The following is a 16,779-nucleotide window of genomic DNA, read 5'->3' as shown; positions in this document are numbered from 1 at the left end:
CTTCCACAGATGTGCAGATGCGCGTTTGTGAAGTTATGTGTTGATCCAACAGGGGGTACGGGCTCGTCACCCGCGGAGTTCAGGCGGTTCAGGAATTGAGCGACTTCTTGATGAAATCGAGATCCAGCCTGAGCAGGGTGTCTATCACGCCCTCCTGTGTCACCAGGTGGGTGGCCCCCGGCAGCGGGAGCACGGTGTGCGGCCGGCCCGCGGCGAGCAGGGCCGCCGAGAACCGCAGCATGTGTACGGGCGCCACATTGTCGTCGGCCATCCCATGGACGAGCATCAAGGGGCGCGTGAGCTTGTGTGCGTGCGCCACCAGGGAGCAGCGTTCGTAGTTCTCCGGCTGGATGTCCGGGTGGCCCATGAACCGCTCCTTCCAGTGCGTGTCGTACAGCCGCAGATCGGTCGGGGCCGCGCCCGCGACCGCCGCGTGGAACACGTCGGGCCGGTGCAGCACGGCCCCCGCCGCGAGATAGCCGCCGAAGGACCAGCCCCGGATGGCCACGCGTCCCGTGTCCAGCTCGGGGAAGAGCTCCGCGACCGCGCGTACGGCGTCCGCCTGGTCCTCGATCACGGGCATGAGCTGGTCCCCGTGGATGGCGGTCTCCCAGGCCCGGTCGCGCCCCGGAGTGCCCCGTCCGTCGACGCACAGCACCGCGAAGCCCTGGTCGGCGAACCACTGGTTCACGGCGTGGTGCCAGGCGGCGGCCTTCACGACCTTCTGCGCGCCGGGCCCCGAGTACGAGTGCACGATCACGGGCAGACGGCCCGCTCCCGGTTCGTACGACGCCGGCAGGTACAGCGCCGCCCGCAGCTCCCGCTCGCCGAGGGTGAGGAAGCGGGGGCGCGGCTCGGTCACGGGCCGCTCGGCCAGCACCCGGATCCGCCCGGCCGGTCCGCCGTCCCGATGCACCGTCACCGTCTGCCCGTCGAGGGTGGTGCTGTCCAGGACGGCGGTGTCGCCCCCGACGGTGGCGCTGTGCACACCCGGTTCGTCGGTCAGCCGCTCGAAGCCCTTCTCCGGGTCGTACGACCAGACGTGCACCTCGGTCGGCTCCTCGGACGCCGTGAAGTAGAGCAGGTCGCCCACCACACCGAGCAGTTCGTGGACGTACATGCCCTCCGGGGTGCGCACTCCGGTCCCGGTCATCAGCAGCCCGCGCGAGCCCTCCTGTGTGGTGAGGACGAGACCGGCGGTGGCGGTGGTGGCAGGCGTTCCGGGTACGAACTCCAGCCAGGCGGAGTCCCGGAGGTGGCGGAGCGTCGTGGTCGCGCCGGTCTCGGGGTGGATCCGGAGCAGATACGCCGAGCGCTGGTCCCTGGTCTGCACGACGGCGGAGGGCCCGTCGTCGTCCCAGGCCGCGTGCACGACGTACTCGAAGGCCGGGTCGGTCCACTCACCCGCCGGATGCGACTCGGCGGCCTCCTTGGGGAGCCGTGCCTCGACGCGTTCGCCGTCCAGGCCCACCACGTGCAGCGACAGCGCGGCGTTGGCGGTGCCCGCGGCCGGATACCGGATCGCGCGCGGCGGACGCGAGGGCTCGGCCGGATCGCTGATGTACCACTGCTGGACGGGTGAGTTGTCGACCCGCACCACCAGCAGCGCGTCCCCGTCCGGCGACCACCAGAACGACCGAGTACGGTCCAGCGACTCCGACGAGACGTGGTCGGAGAGCCCGTACGTCACCTCCGGGCCCTCCGGCCTGGCCAGCGCGCGGTCGGCCGTGCCGTCGATGCGTACGACGCGGAGGGCGCCGTCACTCACGTACGCGATGCGGGAGCCGTCGGGGCTCGGGCGCGGGGCGACGACCGGGCCCGCGGTGCGGATCCGGCGCGGGACGCCCTCGTCCGTGCGTACGGCCCACAGGGCGCCCGAGAGGGCGAACACGACCAGGCGGACGGCCGCGTCGGTGGCGTACGAGACGATGCCGGCGCTGGTCTCGCGGGCCCGCTCGCGGCGGATCCGCTCGGCCTCCGGGACCTCGCCGCCGTCGCCGAGGGCGAGCGGGTCGGCGAGCAGCCGCTCCTCGCCGTTCTCGTGCAGCCAGAGCAGGCTCGTCGTGGAGCGGCCGCTCGTGGTGCGCAGGAAGACGACGCGGTCGCCGTCCGGCGAGACGGTGAAGCCGCGCGGCACACCGAGGGAGAAGCGTTTCGTACGGGCGTGCTGCAGGGGCAGGTCTTCGGCGGTCACAGGTGATCCCTTCGTGCGAGTGGACGGGGAACGCCCCAGTAACCTGGGGCGATGCTCAAGGAAGTCAGCGCGACCCGCTATGTCACGCCGTTGCGTGAGGGCGGCTCGCTGCCGGGGCTCGTCGAGGCCGACGATCTCGGGACGTACGTCATGAAGTTCACCGGCGCCGGACAGGGGCGGAAGACCCTCGTCGCGGAGGTCGTCTGCGGTGAACTCGCCCGTCGCCTGGGCCTGCGCGTACCCGGTCTGGTCACGATCGGGCTCGATCCGGTCATCGGGCTCGGTGAACCGGACCAGGAAGTGCAGGAGTTGCTCAAGGCGAGCGGGGGGCTGAATCTGGGGATGGACTTTCTCTCCCGGGCGATCGGCTTCGACGCCCTCGCGCACCAGGTGAGCCCGGAAGAAGCCGGAAGAATCGTCTGGTTCGACGCGCTGGTCAACAATGTCGACCGATCGTGGCGGAACCCTAACATGCTGGTCCGGAACGGCGATCTGTGGCTCATCGACCACGGCGCCACCATGATCTGGCACCACAACTGGCCCGGCGCGACGGCCTCCGCGGCCAAGCCGTACGACGCCTCCGACCATGCCCTCGCGCCGTTTCGCCCCGACATCGCCTCCGCCGCCGCGGAGTTGGCGCCACGGGTCACCGAGGAACTGCTCGCCGAGGTGACCGCGGCGATCCCGGAGGAGTGGCTGCGGGACGAGCCGGGCTTCGAGTCGGCGGACGCGCTCAGGCGCGCGTACGCGGAGCCGCTCCTCGCCCGCGCCGCCACCATTCACGAGCGCGTCCGGACGAGCCAGGAGGGCACGAAGTGAGCGAGCGTGAGGGCCGCGACGGTCGTGACGTCTACGAATACGCGCTGCTGCGCGTCGTGCCGAGGGTCGAGCGGGGCGAGTACTTCAACGCGGGCGTGCTCGTGTACTGCCGCGCGAAGTCCTTCGTGGCCGCCCACACCCATCTCGACGAGACCAAGCTGCGGGCCCTCGACCCGGAGGCGGACGCGCCCGGGATTCGAGCCGCTCTGCGGGCCGTCGAGGGGGTCTGCGCCGGGGGAGCGGCGGCGGGGCAGGCCGCGCGCGACGACGCCGGGCGGCGCTTCCGCTGGCTGATCGCGCCCCGCTCCACGGTCGTTCAGCCGGGGCCCGTGCACACCGGTCTCACGGCGGATCCCGCCGCCGAGGCGGTGCGGCTGCTCGACCTGCTGGTCAGGTAATGGATCACACCGGCCGAGCAGGCCGTTGACACTGGGTGCCAAGGCTTCTAGCGTCTCGTCTGCTGAAGGTACTAAGCGGTCGCTCACCAGAGGGGCGTACCGTGAGAGCCGCAGGTTTGGTCTTTCAAGGGCTTCCCAAGGGCGAGGAGAACCAGCAATGTCCACCTCAGAGCAGCGCGTCGCCGTAGTCACCGGTGCCGCGCGCGGCATCGGCGCCGCGACCGCCGTACGACTGGCCGCCGAGGGCCGTGCCGTCGCGGTGATCGACCTCGACGAGGCCGCGTGCAAGGACACCGTGGAGAAGATCACCGCCGCCGGGGGCAGGGCGATCGCGGTGGGCGCCGACGTCTCCGACGAGGCGCAGGTCGAGGCCGCCGTGGCGCGCGTCGCCGAGGAGCTCGGGGCGCCGACGATCCTGGTGAACAACGCGGGCGTGCTCCGCGACAACCTGCTGTTCAAGATGAGTGTGTCGGACTGGGACACGGTCCTGAACGTGCACCTGCGCGGCTCCTTCCTGATGACGCGGGCCGTCCAGAAGTACATGGTGGACGCCAAGTTCGGCCGTGTCGTCAACCTCTCCTCCTCCTCTGCGCTCGGCAACCGTGGCCAGGTCAACTACTCCGCCGCCAAGGCCGGTCTGCAGGGCTTCACCAAGACCCTCGCCTTCGAGCTCGGCAAGTTCGGCGTCACCGCGAACGCCGTCGCGCCCGGCTTCATCGTCACCGACATGACCGCCGCCACCGCCGAGCGGGTCGGCATGGGCTTCGAGGAGTTCCAGGCCGCGGCCGCCACCCAGATCCCGGTCCAGCGCGTCGGCAACCCGGACGACATCGCCAACGCGATCGCCTTCTTCACGGGTGACGCGGCCGGCTTCGTCTCCGGCCAGGTGCTGTACGTGGCCGGCGGACCGCTCAACTAGGGCCGGGGGACAGGAACATGACCACTGTGGAACTCTCCGGCAAGGTCGCCCTCATCACCGGCGCGAGCCGCGGCATCGGCTACGGCGTCGCCGAGGCACTGCTCGCCCGCGGCGACCGGGTGTGTATCACCGGCCGCAACGAGGACGCGCTCAAGGAAGCCGTCGAGGTGCTCGGCGCCGACCGCGTGATCGGCGTCGCGGGCAAGGCCCACGACGAGGCCCACCAGGCCATCGCCGTCGAGCGCACCATGGAGGCGTTCGGCCGTATCGACTTCCTCATCAACAACGCCGGTACGAACCCGGTGTTCGGGCCGATCGCCGACCTCGACCTCAACGTGGCACGCAAGGTGTTCGAGACCAACGTCGTCTCCGCCCTCGGCTTCGCCCAGCGGACGTGGAAGGCGTGGCAGAGCGAGAACGGCGGCGCGATCGTCAACATCTCCTCGCTCGCGGGCGTCCAGGCCTCGCCGTTCATCGGGGCGTACGGCATCAGCAAGGCCGCGATGATCAACCTGACTCTTCAGCTGGCGCACGAGTTCGCGCCCAGGGTGCGGGTCAACTCCATCGCGCCCGCCGTCGTCAAGACGCAGTTCGCCAAGGCCCTGTACGAGGGCCGCGAGGAGGAGGCGGCCGCGGGCTACCCCCTCGGCCGGCTCGGCGTTCCGTCGGACATCGGCGGCACCGCCGCCTTCCTGACCTCGGAGCAGTCGGACTGGATCACCGGGCAGACGCTCGTGGTCGACGGCGGGAAGTTCCTCAACGCCGGAGTCTGACAACGGATCTCGATCGCGGACGCCCGGGCGGCTTGGCCGAAAAACGCCCGGGCGTCCGCCTGTCCAGAGTGCTACCAGGAAAGAGACCGTTCCGACACGTTCCGCGATACTTGCTGATCAAGGGCCCTGCCAGTGGGAAGGCCCATGCGGCCGGGCGCTGCGGTATCGTGCGCCCACCCTTGTGGTATGGCCGATCGAGGAGCGTGCGCGTGTTCAAGCGGGACAGATACCTGCGTCAGATGGGGGCGATCACGTCCATATCCCTGGTCGCCGGATGCGGAGTATTCTCCTCGGACTCTTCCGACGAGGGGAAGTCGATCCTCGTGGGGACGACCAGTGAGCCCAGCACACTGGATCCGGCGGCCTCCTGGGACAACTCGTGGGAGTTGTTCCGCAACGTTCACCAGGCTCTCCTGAACTTCCCCGCCGGCGCGTCCGAGCCCGAACCCGACGCCGCCGAGAGCTGCCGGTTCACCAACGGTTCGAGCACCGTGTACAGCTGCAAGCTGCGCGAGGGGCTGAAGTTCTCCAACGGGCACACGCTGGACGCCAAGGCCGTCAAACACTCCATCGACCGGATCAAGAAGATCAACGTCAACGGCGGCCCCGCCGGTCTGCTGAACAGCCTCTCCCGGGTCGAGGCGAAGGGCGACCAGGAGGTCGTCTTCCATCTGAACCAGCCCGACGCGACGTTCCCCTTCGTGCTCTCCACGCCCGCCATGTCGATCGTGGACCCCGAGGAGTACCCCGCCAACGAGCTCCGCAAGGACGGCGAGGTCACCGGCTCGGGCCCGTACAACCTGGAGTCCTACGAAGAGGGCAAGCAGGCCGAGCTCGTCAAGAACGGCAACTACAAGGGCATCGCGGACCGGAAGAACAACGCCGTCACCATCCGCTACTTCCAGGACTCGGCCGCGATGGCCGACGCCCTCAGGGACAAGCAGATCGACGTCGTCTACCGCGGTCTGCGCGCCTCGGACATCGTGGACATCCAGGACAACAGCGGGGACGAGGGTCTCCAGCTCGTCGAGAACCCCACCACCGAGATCAGCTACCTGGTGTTCAACCCCAAGGACCCGTGGGCCAAGAAGGTCTCGGTCCGCAAGGCAATCGCCCAGATCGTCGACCGGCCCGCGCTCGCCCACAACATCTACAAGGACACCGTCGAGCCGCTGTACTCGATGATCCCCAAGGGCCTGGTCGGCCACACCACGGGCTTCTTCGACGACTTCGGGAACCCCAGCGCCGCCAAGGCCAAGCAGATACTCGCGGACGACGGCATCACCGAGCCCGTACCGCTCACCCTCTGGTACACGAGCGACCGTTACGGCTCCCAGACCAAGCCGGCCTTCGAGGAGCTGAAGCGGCAACTGGAGGCCTCCGACCTGTTCAAGGTCACGCTCAAGAGCCGCCCCTGGAAGACGTACGTCGGGGGCTACCAGAAGGGCGAGTACCCGGTGTTCGGGCGCGGCTGGTTCCCCGACTTCCCGGACGCCGACAACTTCATCGCCCCCTTCGTGGGCGAGCAGAACGCGCTCGGCACGCCGTACGACACCCCTGAGATCACCGGCAAGCTGATTCCCGACTCGCGCCGGGAGAGCGACCGCGGGGCGGTGGCCCCGGAGTTCGAGAAGGCCCAGCAGATCCTCCTGGACGACGCCCGTCTGCTGCCGCTGTGGCAGGGCAAGCAGCACGTCGCCGCGAACGAGGAGATCGGCGGCGCCGAGAACGCCATCGACCCGGCGACGATGATGGCGATGTGGGAGCTGTACTGGAAGACCAGCTGGTAGCGCGGGCACTTGGGCACTCGGGCCCGATTGTCAGTGGGCGCCTGTAGGTTCTGTGCTCTGACGGTGGCCGCGCCTCGCGCGGCCGCCCACGGCCGTGTGTTCCGCGGCCGTGAAGTGAGCGCACACCGGAGGAAGTTGACGTGACCGACACCGCCATGCTGCCCGAGTCCTGGCGCGGCGTCCTGGGCGAAGAGCTCCAGAAGCCCTACTTCAAGGAGCTCACCGAGTTCGTCGAGGAGGAGCGCGAGAAGGGTCCCGTCTACCCGCCGCGCGAGGAGGTCTTCGCCGCACTCGACGCGACGCCGTACGAGAGCGTGAAGGTACTCGTCCTCGGCCAGGACCCGTACCACGGCGAGGGCCAGGGGCACGGCCTGTGCTTCTCGGTCCGTCCGGGTGTGAAGACCCCGCCCTCGCTGCGCAACATCTACAAAGAGATGCAGGCGGAGCTGGGCACGCCGATCCCGGACAACGGCTATCTGATGCCGTGGGCCGAGCAGGGCGTCCTGCTGCTCAACGCGGTGCTGACGGTCCGCTCCGGCGAGGCCAACTCGCACAAGGGGAAGGGCTGGGAGAAGTTCACGGACGCGGTGATCCGGGCCGTGGCCGACCGGCCCGACCCGGCGGTCTTCGTCCTGTGGGGCAACTACGCGCAGAAGAAGCTCCCGCTCATCGACGAGGAGCGGCACATCGTGGTGAAGGGCGCGCATCCCTCGCCGCTGTCCGCGAAGAAGTTCTTCGGCTCGCATCCGTTCACGCAGATCAACGAGGCGGTCGCGAAGCAGGGCCACGAGCCGATCGACTGGCGGATCCCCGACCTGGGCTGACATCACCACGTCACCACGTCAGCACGTCACGACGACGCGTGCCACGACCCGCCGCCAGGAGGTTCGGCGGGTCGTCGGACCGTTCTTCACCGTCCTGGCCCAGTGGCGCGCGGGGCCCCCGGGGCTGCCTGAGCTCGATTGTCAGTGTGTGCCGTTAGCGTCGGGAGAGGTGACGGAACGACCGGCGCGGGCGCTGCGGCCGGCGGATGAGCGTGGAGGACGATCCGGTGGCGGAGCAACAGGAGCAGGCGGCGGCGGACGCGATGATGACCAGGATCGGACAGGTCGCCATGCTCCTCCACGGCGGTGACCGCGAAGAGGCCCGGGGCCGCTTCCTGGACCTGTGGACCGAGATCGGCGAGGACGGCGACGCGCTGCACCGCTGCACACTCGCGCACTACATGGCCGACGCCCAGGACGACCCCTCGGACGAACTGGCCTGGGACCTGCGGGCCTTGTCGGCGGCGGACACAGTCACGGACACACCGACGGACAGACCGACGGACGCGCGGATCGCGGAGCACCAGCAGTCGCCCGCGGTGCGGGCCTTCTACCCCTCCCTGCATCTGAGCCTCGCCGTCGACTACGCGAACCTCGGCCGCTCCGAGGCCGCCCGCAGCCATCTGCGCCGGGCCCGCGACACCGTGGGCGTCCTCGGCGACGACGCGTACGGGGACGGTGTCCGGGCGGGCATCGGCCGCCTGGAACTGAGGCTCGACGAGGAGGGGCCGTCGGGCGGGGCGCCCGAACCGACGCCGGGCCAGACGCCGGGGCAGGGGAGAGGGCCGGGGGGCGAGACGCTGGGGCCGCCGCGGCAGCGGCCCTAGATGTCGTCGCGCGGTCGATGCGGGCTTGTACTTCGCTCCGGTCCGGGCCTGTACGCCGCCGGCCGCCCTCGTGGATCACCGCCCCGTGCGTCGCCGTTCCCGTGCATCCGCGCCCAGTCGGTCAACGGCCGTACACGTCCTTGCAGATGGTCGCCTGCGGGCTGTCCGGGTTCCAGCCGCCGTACTGCCTGCCCAAGGCGCACACATCCGCGGTCACCGGAGCCGTCGCCCTGGGCTGACGGGGAACCGCGGGGCGCTCCGGCCGCTGGGGCTCCGGGTGCCGCGGCGGATCGGCGGCGGCACGACGCGGAGGGGCTGCCGGAGCCGCCGGGGCCGCGGCGGGCGCTGAAGGGACCGTACGGCGGGGTGTGGACGCGGGTGCCGAAGGGCGCCGGGACGGGCCGATCATCTCCAGGGCCTCCCGGGCCGGCGCCTGCACGATCTGGGGCTCGGCCCTGCCGCCAGGGAGGGGCTCCGAGGACGGAACGGGCCCGGACGGGGCGCCGGGAGCGAGCGGTCGCTGGACGGTCACACAGCCGGAGACGGCCGAGACAGCCACGGTGACCAGGAGCGTTGCGGTGGTCGCGGTTCGATGCACCCGCGCAACTCTGCTGCGTCCGCCCCCATTTGGGGAGCTGACGAGCGGAGGATGCCCCGCATGGGTGAACGACCGGCGCGCTGGCCCGCGGCGGCCCGGGGAGGGTTGTGCGTCGTCTGTTGGTCGGTGGGGGCCGGTCGCGCAGTTCCCCGCGCCCCTGAAGGGGCGCACCCACGCGCTTCAGTCGCCCGTGCCCCCGTCGATCCGTTCGCGGATCAGGTCGGCGTGACCGTTGTGGCGTGCGTACTCCTCGATCATGTGGGTGTAGATCCAGCGCAGGTTGAAGGGCTTGTCGGTGGACCTGCTCCTGCCCGCGGACAGGTCGTCGAGTGCGAGGCGTGCCGCGTTCCGGCGGGCGACCTCGATCTCCCGCTGCCAGGTGCCGTACGCCTCCTCCCAGGTGTCCTCCTCGGTGAGGTGGAATTCGCCGTCGCGGTCCTCGTCGCTGTAGTAGATCGGGCCGGATTCGTCGCCCACCAGCACCCTGCGGAACCAACTGCGCTCCACTTCCGCCATGTGTCGGACGAGCCCCATCAGGGAGAGTTCCGACGGCGGCACCGAGGCGGTTCTGAGCTGGGCGTCGTCCAGGTCCTGGCACTTCCAGGCGAGGGTCTGGCGGTGGTAGTCGAGCCAGCCCTCCAGCATGGTGCGTTCGTCGGCGTCGATCGCGGGTTCACTGCGTTCAATCGTCATGCCCGCATCATCGCGGAGCACCGCCCGGGCGACCCAATCCTGGCGGCCGCCACAGGCGCCGTATGCTTCCGAGGAGACACGGGTGAGCGCGCCCTGGACATGTCGGTTCCCCGGAGGAGACCCCTGTGAAGGTCGGCTGCATCGGACTCGGAGACATCGCGCAGAAGGCCTATCTGCCGGTGCTCACCACCCGGCCGGGGCTCGAACTGCATCTGCAGACGCGGACGCCCGCCACCCTCACCAGGGTCGCCGACAGCCTCCATCTCCCGGCCGGGCAGCGCCACACCGACCTCTCCGAGCTGCTCGCACAGGACCTCGACGCGGCGTTCGTGCACGCCCCCACGCACGCGCACCCCGAGATCGTGACCCGCCTCCTCGAAGCGGGTGTCGCCACCTATGTCGACAAGCCGATCGCGTACGAACTCGGCGACTCCGAACGCCTGGTGAAGCTCGCGGAGGAGCGGAACACCAGCCTGGCCGTCGGCTTCAACCGGCGCTACGCACCCGGGTACGCGCAGTGCGCCGACCACCCGCGCGAGCTGATCCTGATGCAGAAGAACCGCATCGGCCTGCCGGAACAGCCCCGCACGATGATCCTCGACGACTTCATCCACGTCGTGGACACCCTGCGGTTCCTGGCGCCGGGGCCGGTCGACGACGTGACCGTGCGGGCCCGCGTCGAGGACGGACTGCTGCACCACGTCGTGCTCCAGCTCGCCGGGGACGGGTTCACGGCGCTGGGCGTGATGAACCGGCTGAGCGGCTCGAACGAGGAGATCCTCGAAGTCTCCGGGCAGGACACCAAGCGTCAGGTCGTCAACCTCGCCGAGGTCATCGACCACAAGGGCCAGCCGACGATACGCCGGCGCGGCGACTGGGTGCCCGTGGCCAGGCAGCGCGGCATCGAGCAGGTCGTACTCGCGTTCCTCGACGCGGTGCGCGCGGGAAAGGTGCTCAGCGCCCGGGACGCGCTGGCGACCCATGAGCTGTGCGAGCGGGTGGTACGCGCGGTGACGGACCGGCCCGCCTGACCCGCAGCGACCGGGCACCCTCCGTGGCGCCCAGGGCGGCCAGGATCAGCAGCGCCGCGTACACCGGCCACTCCCCGAACCGCGCGTACGGGGTGACACCGTGTGCCAGCGGTACGTCGTACACCTCGGAGGCGCTGGCATCGGTGCCCAGCCAGGAGCCGACGCGCTCGCCGCTCGGGCCGTAGACCGCGGAGACGCCGGTGAGCGTCGCGTGCACCATCGGCCGGCCCGTCTCGGCGGCCCGCAGTGCCGCCAGCGAGGCGTGCTGCTCGGGCGCCCAGCTCTGCTGGAACGACGAGGTCGCCGACTGGGCGAGCAGCAACTCGGCGCCGTCCCGCGCGAGATGACGGCTCATGTCGGGGAACGCCGACTCGAAGCAGACCATCGGGCCGATCCGCAGCCCGTCCCCGACGTTCATCACCACCTGTTTGTCGCCGCGCATCCGGTCCTCGCCCGCCGCCTTGCCCACGGACGTGGCCCAGCCGAGGAGGGAACGGGCCGGAACGTACTCGCCGAAGGGCACGAGCCGCATCTTGTCGTAGCGGTCGCCGGTCGGACCCTCGGGCCCCACGAGCACCGAACTCTTGTATATGCCGGGCCGGTCGGAGCGGCGCGCGTCCACGTTGACCAGGATGTCCGCGTCCACCTGGCGGGAGAGCGCGGCGAGCCGGTCCGCGAGGTCGGGCCGGTCGGCGAGGTCGAAGCCGACGCTGCTCTCGCCCCACACCACGAGGTCCACGTCCTGCCCGGCCAGCTGCCGGGTCAGCGTCTCCTCGCGCGCGAACCGCTTCTCCGCGCCGCCGACGCCGTCGATCACGCCGGGCTGCACGACGGCGATGCGGACCCTGCCGTCGACGTCCGGCCTGGGGGACCACACCCAGGCAGCCGAGGTGGCCGCGGCCGTCGCGACAAGGCCGGCGAGCGCGGGGACACGGGACTGCCGTACGGCGACGAGAACGGCGACCGCGACGTTCACGGCGACGAGCAGGAAGCTCAGCAGCCACACCCCGCCCACCGAGGCCAGCCGCAGCGCGGGCTCCACGTCCCACTGACTCGAACCGAGCAGCCCCCAGGGGCCGCCCAACCCCTCCCAGGAGCGCACGAGTTCGACCATCAGCCAGGCGGAGGGCAGCACGAACAGGGCGGCGACGACCTGGCCCGCCGAGGGCACACCGGCCAGGAACCTGCGGGTCAGCCAGCCCCACGGTGCCCAGAGCGCGCCGAGCAGCGCCGCTATCAGGATGGTGAAGACATGCAGGCTCGGCAGCAGCCAGTGGTGCACGGCCAGCATGAAACCGAGCCCGCCGAGCCAGCCGTCGTACGCCGCCCGCCGGGCCGTCGGAGCCGAGCGGACGAGCAGGATCCACGGCACCAGCGCGACGTACGCGAACCACCACAGGGACGGCGCCGGGAAGCTCAGCATCGGCAGCGCACCGGCGAGCACGGCCGCGAGGCCGCGCCACCAGCGGGAGTCGAGGCGTCGGCGCCAGTCAGCGGCGGACAGCTTCATGCAGCGCCTCCCTCGACCCCCGAAGCACGGTGCGTGACTCCAGTGTGCGCGCACCGGGACGATCTACGTAAGGGGGCATCCACTCAGGTGGCACGCGCGAACAGGCCGACCGTGGGCTCAATGGGCGGCGGGTTCCTGCCGCGCCTGCGTGGTCCGGCGCCACTTCTCGTGGACGACCACCTCACGCAGCCGCCAGCCGTTGTACGTACGCACCAGCCCGAAGTCGTACCGGCCGCCGCACACGAAGTCGGGCTCCGTCGATCCGCCGTCGTGTCCCGCGAACCGCATGGGATTGACGTAGTCCGCCTGGATCCGGGCCGTGTCGCCCGTGTCCTGCTCCAGCGCCCCGAACCGCACCCGCCGGTTGACGATCAGATGCTGCCGCATCGGGAACAGCTCCATGGTCTGCGCGAGCCATCCGGCGATCTGCCCCGCGTCCCCCTCGATACCGCCCGCCGACCGGTAGTCCGCCCGCCCGTCCGGCGCGAACAGTCCGCGGTACGCCTCCCAGTCCCCGTCGTCGACCGCCACCGCGTACTCGGTGACCAGTCCGTCGACCGCGAGCCGGTCCATTACCGTAGCCAGTTCCACGCGCTGCGTCATCGGCTCAGTGTTGGCCACGGGGAGGTCCGAGCCAAGGGGCGTGCAGTGATATTCACCGGTCGTGCGCCGTATGGACGTACGAACCCGGTCCCGGGAGACGATCAGCGGTCCTGTCCCGTCCCGACATGGGCAGAACCTGCGGATCACGCATCAAGGATCATGAAGGAGCAAACATGTCTCGTCCCGTCACGGTCGTCACGGGTGGCAGCCGGGGGATCGGTGCCGCGACCTGTCTGCGGCTCGCGGCGGACGGTCACGACCTGGTGGTCGGGTACGCACGCGACGACGAGGCCGCCGAGCGGACCGCGGCCGCCGTGCGCGAGGCCGGGGCGCGATGCGTGACCGTACGTGCGGACACCTCTGAGGAGGCGGACGTCGAGCGGCTCTTCGACACGGCGGCGGAGCGGCTCGGGGCGGTGACGGGCCTGGTGAACAACGCGGGCGTGACCGGCCTGCTCGGCCGGCTCGCCGACACGGACACCGCCGAACTGCGCCGGGTCGTGGAGGTCAACCTCCTGGGCACGCTGCTGTGTTCGCGCAGGGCCGCGCGAGACATGGCGCTCCGGGGCGTCGGCGTCATCGTCAACGTGTCCTCGGCGGCGGCCACACTCGGCAGTCCCGGGGAGTACGTCCACTACGCGGCCACGAAGGCGGCGGTGGACGCGCTCACGGTGGGTCTGTCGAAGGAACTCGGCCCCGACGGCATCCGCGTCAACGCCGTCGCCCCGGGCCTCATCGACACGGAGATGCATGCGGCGATGGGCGATCCGGACCGCCCGGCCCGGCTTGCGCCGTCGATTCCGCTGGGGCGGCCGGGGGATCCCTCGGAGATCGCGGCTGCCGTGGCGTGGCTGCTGTCACCGGAGTCGTCGTACGCGACGGGGGCGGTGCTGCGGGTGGCAGGGGGTCGGTGAGGCGAGGGGAGCCGGCGGCCGGGTGGTTGGTGCGGCCGTTGCGGTTGCCGTTGCCGTTGCCGCGGAGCGTGGGGCTCGGGTGGCCTCTGCCGAGTCGTGGATCCGGCCGCCGAGGCGGGCCCGCACGCTCAGGAAGTCCTCACTCCGCGGGCGTCACACCGCAGGCGTCACTTCTCGGGCGTCACTCCACGGGCCTCACGCCGCCTCGATGACCTCGTGACGTATCGCCGCGGCCCACTGCACGACCAGCAGTTCGTACTCGGCCCTCTCCTGGGCCGACAGGGAACCGCCGGCGCGTATCCATAACGCGCGGATCTGCTCATTCAGCACGGCGGCAGACCGCGCGGAACCAGGGCTCACGGAATTGGGGGACATGCGCACAAGCGTAGGGCCAAGGACTGACAGTGCGCTACCAAACGGCTACCCATGCAGTATGTGGTTGGTCACGCCAAAAACGTTTGAGGGCCGGTGGGTTGGGAAAAGAGCTGGCCGCCGCTCCGCTTCACCGCTGTTCGGCCCAGGTGCGGGACCAGTCGAGCAGGGGCCCCATCGCCGTCACGAGGTCCTCGCCGAGGGGTGTGAGGCGCCAGGTCGTCTCGTCCGTGGGCGCCGCGATGCCCGCTTCGCGGAGGTCGGTGAGGCGGGCGGACAGGACGCTGGACGACATGGCGTCGCAGCGGCGCTGGAGGTCGCGGAAGCCGATCGGCGCACCGCTCCGGTGAAGCTCCCAGATCACGCGGAGCGTCCAGCGGCGGCCCAGGAGGTCCAAAGCGGCCATGACGGGACGGCCGGTGGCCGAACCGCGCACGGGCCGGCCGGGACGGGGTTCCGTGCCCAAAGTGCCTTCCTCCCCGTCGGTTGCCTCGCCACGACTCGCAGCCCTCGCATAGCTCGGCGTGCCTCGGCGAACCGGCGACTGTTCCTCACCGAACCGACAACTGCCGGTGCGTTCCTTTGCGTTCCCACCCTTGCGCTTCGATTTCAGAAGCGCAAGAGTCGCAAGGCATGAAGCAACGCATCGAGGGCGTCACGCCGCCCTACGACCCCGAATCCGAACGCGAGTTGCGCCGCTGGATGCCGCCCGGCGTCACTCACGAACCCCTGATGCTCTTCAAGGTCCTGCAGCGCCACCCCGACCTCGCCTCCCGTATGCGGACCCTCGGTGCGGGCCTGCTCGTCCACGGTCGGCTCTCCGACGCCGACCGCGAGCTGGTCATCGCCAGGGTCGCGGCCCGCTCCGGCTGCGCGTACGAGTGGGGCGTCCACATGGCCGCGTACGCCGAAGCCTCGGGTCTGGGGCCGGAGCGGATTCCCCTGACGGTGACCGGGATCCCGGCCGATCCGGCCTGGACGCCCCGGCAGGGCGCCCTGCTCCGGGCCGTGGACGAACTCCACGACACGGCCCGCCTGTCCGACGACGGCTGGACCGCCCTCCGCGCCCATCTCGACGAACTCGAAGCCCTGGAGTTCCTGGTCCTGGCGGGCTGGTACCGGACCATCGCGTACGTGGCCAACGGGCTGGAGATCGAACAGGAGCCGTGGGCGCGGGCGTTCCCGGAGGGGTGAGCCGGACCGGGGCCGCGACCGCCGCGGACAGCCGTGGAACCCCGCCGGCAGCCGCTGACCCCCGCGGATAAACGAGTGCCCTCAACAGCCCGCCCCGCTACGGTGGTTCACGTCCAGGTGCGAAGGCTGCGGCTACTTCTCCTCTCAAGAGAGAGACGCGGGTTCGAATCCCGTCGCCGGCGCGAGCCGGTGTCGTCCAGCGGCCGAGGACACTTACGTCGCCGCCGCCGAGACCGATCTCCGGACGCCGAGCACGGAGCCGCCCGCCACGGGGGAAATCAGGCGGGCGGCTTCGTCATGTCTGGATGCCGGGAGCGTCTGTGCGGACGGCGGTGGTCAGCCCGCCGACTCGGCCGCATGCGGGCTCAGTGCGCCCATGCTCACGAGCACGATGATCAGGATGCCGAGCAGGATGCGGTAGTAGACGAACGGCATGAAACTCTTGGTCGTGATGAACTTCATGAACCAGGCGATAACGGCGTAACCCACCAGGAAAGCGACGATCGTCGCGAAGACCGTGGGGCCCCACGAGACATGGCCGCCCTCGCTCGCGTCCTTCAGCTCGAAGGCGCCGGACGCGAGGACCGCCGGGATGGCGAGCAGGAACGAGTAGCGGGCCGCCGCCTCGCGTGTGTAGCCCATGAGGAGGCCACCGCTGATGGTGGCGCCGGAGCGGGAGACGCCGGGGACGAGGGCCATCGCCTGGCAGACGCCGTAGATCAGGCCGTCCTTCACGCTCAGGTCCTTGAGCGACTTGCGCTCCTTGGCGGCCCGGTGCTTCCCGCCCGTCTCGTCGCGCGCCGCGAGGCGGTCGGCGACACCGAGGATGATGCCCATCACGATCAACGTCGTCGCGGTGATGCGCAGATCGCGGAACGGCCCCTCGATCTGGTCCTTGAGCGTGACGCCCAGCACGCCGATCGGAATCGAGCCGATGATCACGAGCCAGCCCATCTGCGCGTCGTGATCACTCCGCATCGCCTTGTTCGTGAGCGAGCGGAACCACGCCGAGACGATCCGGGCGATGTCCTTGCGGAAATAGATCAGTACCGCCGTCTCCGTACCGATCTGGGTGATCGCGGTGAAGGCCGCTCCCGGGTCCTCCCAACCCGCGAACGCCGCGGTCAGCCGCAGGTGCGCGCTGGAGGAGACGGGAAGGAACTCGGTCAGCCCCTGGACGAGTCCGAGGATGAGGGATTCAAACCAAGACATGAAGTTACGTGATCCAAGTGCTGATGGCGGGAGCGGAGTGAATGGCCGGACGGACGTGCCGTGTTGTCGTCTGCGGTGATCAGGCGCGCCCGGGGCAGCGTAGCGCCC

General features: G+C 70.4%; 18 protein-coding genes. 10 read left to right on the top strand and 8 right to left on the bottom strand.

The features are described from left to right. Positions 1-88: 88 nt before the first annotated feature. Positions 89-2,194 carry a prolyl oligopeptidase family serine peptidase gene (locus ACFWXQ_RS21870; protein ID WP_383941188.1) on the bottom strand — a complete coding sequence of 702 codons (2,106 nt, stop codon included), beginning with the start codon at positions 2,192-2,194 and terminating at the stop codon, positions 89-91. A gap of 51 nt (positions 2,195-2,245) precedes the next feature. Here ACFWXQ_RS21870 and ACFWXQ_RS21865 point away from each other — a divergent pair, with 51 nt between their 5' ends. The 7 genes from ACFWXQ_RS21865 to ACFWXQ_RS21835 all read left to right on the top strand — a co-directional run bounded on the left by ACFWXQ_RS21865 (position 2,246) and on the right by ACFWXQ_RS21835 (position 8,544). Beyond that, the gene (locus ACFWXQ_RS21865; RefSeq protein ID WP_383941192.1) at positions 2,246-3,013 is read left to right on the top strand and encodes a HipA family kinase; all 768 of its coding nucleotides are present in this window, start codon (positions 2,246-2,248) and stop codon (positions 3,011-3,013) included. Further along, positions 3,010-3,411 carry a DUF3037 domain-containing protein gene (locus ACFWXQ_RS21860; RefSeq protein ID WP_383941195.1) on the top strand — a complete coding sequence of 134 codons (402 nt, stop codon included), beginning with the start codon at positions 3,010-3,012 and terminating at the stop codon, positions 3,409-3,411. Before ACFWXQ_RS21865 ends, ACFWXQ_RS21860 begins: the two co-directional genes overlap by 4 nt. Positions 3,412-3,568: 157 nt before the next feature. Next, positions 3,569-4,330 (top strand): 3-oxoacyl-ACP reductase FabG, encoded by a 762-nt coding sequence (gene fabG / locus ACFWXQ_RS21855; RefSeq protein WP_055618474.1) that lies wholly within the window; start codon positions 3,569-3,571, stop codon positions 4,328-4,330. A gap of 17 nt (positions 4,331-4,347) precedes the next feature. Further along, the gene (locus ACFWXQ_RS21850) at positions 4,348-5,103 is read left to right on the top strand and encodes an SDR family oxidoreductase (protein WP_383941199.1); all 756 of its coding nucleotides are present in this window, start codon (positions 4,348-4,350) and stop codon (positions 5,101-5,103) included. 209 nt (positions 5,104-5,312) lie between these two features. After that, positions 5,313-6,893 carry an ABC transporter substrate-binding protein gene (locus ACFWXQ_RS21845; protein WP_383941202.1) on the top strand — a complete coding sequence of 527 codons (1,581 nt, stop codon included), beginning with the start codon at positions 5,313-5,315 and terminating at the stop codon, positions 6,891-6,893. Positions 6,894-7,033: 140 nt separating this feature from the next. After that, positions 7,034-7,717 (top strand): uracil-DNA glycosylase, encoded by a 684-nt coding sequence (locus ACFWXQ_RS21840; protein WP_328846758.1) that lies wholly within the window; start codon positions 7,034-7,036, stop codon positions 7,715-7,717. A gap of 227 nt (positions 7,718-7,944) precedes the next feature. Further along, positions 7,945-8,544 (top strand): hypothetical protein, encoded by a 600-nt coding sequence (locus ACFWXQ_RS21835; protein WP_386268893.1) that lies wholly within the window; start codon positions 7,945-7,947, stop codon positions 8,542-8,544. A 121-nt stretch (positions 8,545-8,665) separates the two neighbouring features. Here ACFWXQ_RS21835 and ACFWXQ_RS21830 read toward each other — a convergent pair whose 3' ends face one another. Together ACFWXQ_RS21830 and ACFWXQ_RS21825 are read right to left on the bottom strand one after the other, a co-directional pair. Then, positions 8,666-9,142, bottom strand: a complete 477-nt coding sequence (locus ACFWXQ_RS21830) for a hypothetical protein (protein WP_383941209.1) — start codon at positions 9,140-9,142, stop codon at positions 8,666-8,668. 180 nt (positions 9,143-9,322) lie between these two features. Beyond that, entirely contained in the window at positions 9,323-9,835 is a 513-nt protein-coding gene (locus ACFWXQ_RS21825) for a DinB family protein (protein WP_383941212.1), read from the bottom strand. A 125-nt stretch (positions 9,836-9,960) separates the two neighbouring features. Here ACFWXQ_RS21825 and ACFWXQ_RS21820 point away from each other — a divergent pair, with 125 nt between their 5' ends. Next, positions 9,961-10,866, top strand: a complete 906-nt coding sequence (locus ACFWXQ_RS21820; protein ID WP_383941215.1) for a Gfo/Idh/MocA family protein — start codon at positions 9,961-9,963, stop codon at positions 10,864-10,866. Here the strand turns inward: ACFWXQ_RS21820 and lnt are convergent. Both lnt and ACFWXQ_RS21810 read right to left on the bottom strand, forming a co-directional pair. After that, entirely contained in the window at positions 10,790-12,376 is a 1,587-nt protein-coding gene (lnt, locus tag ACFWXQ_RS21815; RefSeq protein ID WP_383941218.1) for an apolipoprotein N-acyltransferase, read from the bottom strand. The genes ACFWXQ_RS21820 and lnt overlap by 77 nt on opposite strands. 117 nt (positions 12,377-12,493) lie before the next feature. Then, positions 12,494-12,979, bottom strand: a complete 486-nt coding sequence (locus tag ACFWXQ_RS21810) for a nuclear transport factor 2 family protein (protein WP_383941221.1) — start codon at positions 12,977-12,979, stop codon at positions 12,494-12,496. Between the two features lie 173 nt (positions 12,980-13,152). On the opposite strand from ACFWXQ_RS21810, the gene ACFWXQ_RS21805 reads away from it, so the two are divergent. Further along, positions 13,153-13,893: an SDR family NAD(P)-dependent oxidoreductase gene (locus ACFWXQ_RS21805; RefSeq protein ID WP_383941224.1), complete on the top strand. Its 741-nt coding sequence runs from the start codon at positions 13,153-13,155 to the stop codon at positions 13,891-13,893. Between the two features lie 195 nt (positions 13,894-14,088). On the opposite strand, the gene ACFWXQ_RS21800 is transcribed toward ACFWXQ_RS21805, so the two are convergent. Together ACFWXQ_RS21800 and ACFWXQ_RS21795 are read right to left on the bottom strand one after the other, a co-directional pair. After that, a complete protein-coding gene (locus tag ACFWXQ_RS21800; protein WP_055617124.1) occupies positions 14,089-14,268 on the bottom strand; it encodes a hypothetical protein in 180 nt (59 codons plus the stop codon). Positions 14,269-14,395: 127 nt separating this feature from the next. After that, on the bottom strand, positions 14,396-14,671 hold the full coding sequence (locus ACFWXQ_RS21795; RefSeq protein ID WP_200401948.1) for a helix-turn-helix domain-containing protein: 276 nt from the start codon (positions 14,669-14,671) through the stop codon (positions 14,396-14,398). Between the two features lie 227 nt (positions 14,672-14,898). On the opposite strand from ACFWXQ_RS21795, the gene ACFWXQ_RS21790 reads away from it, so the two are divergent. Next, entirely contained in the window at positions 14,899-15,459 is a 561-nt protein-coding gene (locus tag ACFWXQ_RS21790) for a carboxymuconolactone decarboxylase family protein (protein WP_383941228.1), read from the top strand. Positions 15,460-15,795: 336 nt separating this feature from the next. On the opposite strand, the gene ACFWXQ_RS21785 is transcribed toward ACFWXQ_RS21790, so the two are convergent. Next, positions 15,796-16,671 (bottom strand): undecaprenyl-diphosphate phosphatase, encoded by an 876-nt coding sequence (locus ACFWXQ_RS21785; RefSeq protein ID WP_383941231.1) that lies wholly within the window; start codon positions 16,669-16,671, stop codon positions 15,796-15,798. Positions 16,672-16,779 lie beyond the last annotated feature (108 nt).

Origin of the sequence: Streptomyces sp. NPDC058697 (assembly GCF_042715345.1) — a bacterium.
Lineage (GTDB): Bacteria > Actinomycetota > Actinomycetes > Streptomycetales > Streptomycetaceae > Streptomyces > Streptomyces liliifuscus.
Note: the sequence above shows the minus strand (reverse complement) of the source record. Positions and strands in the feature narration are given on the sequence as shown.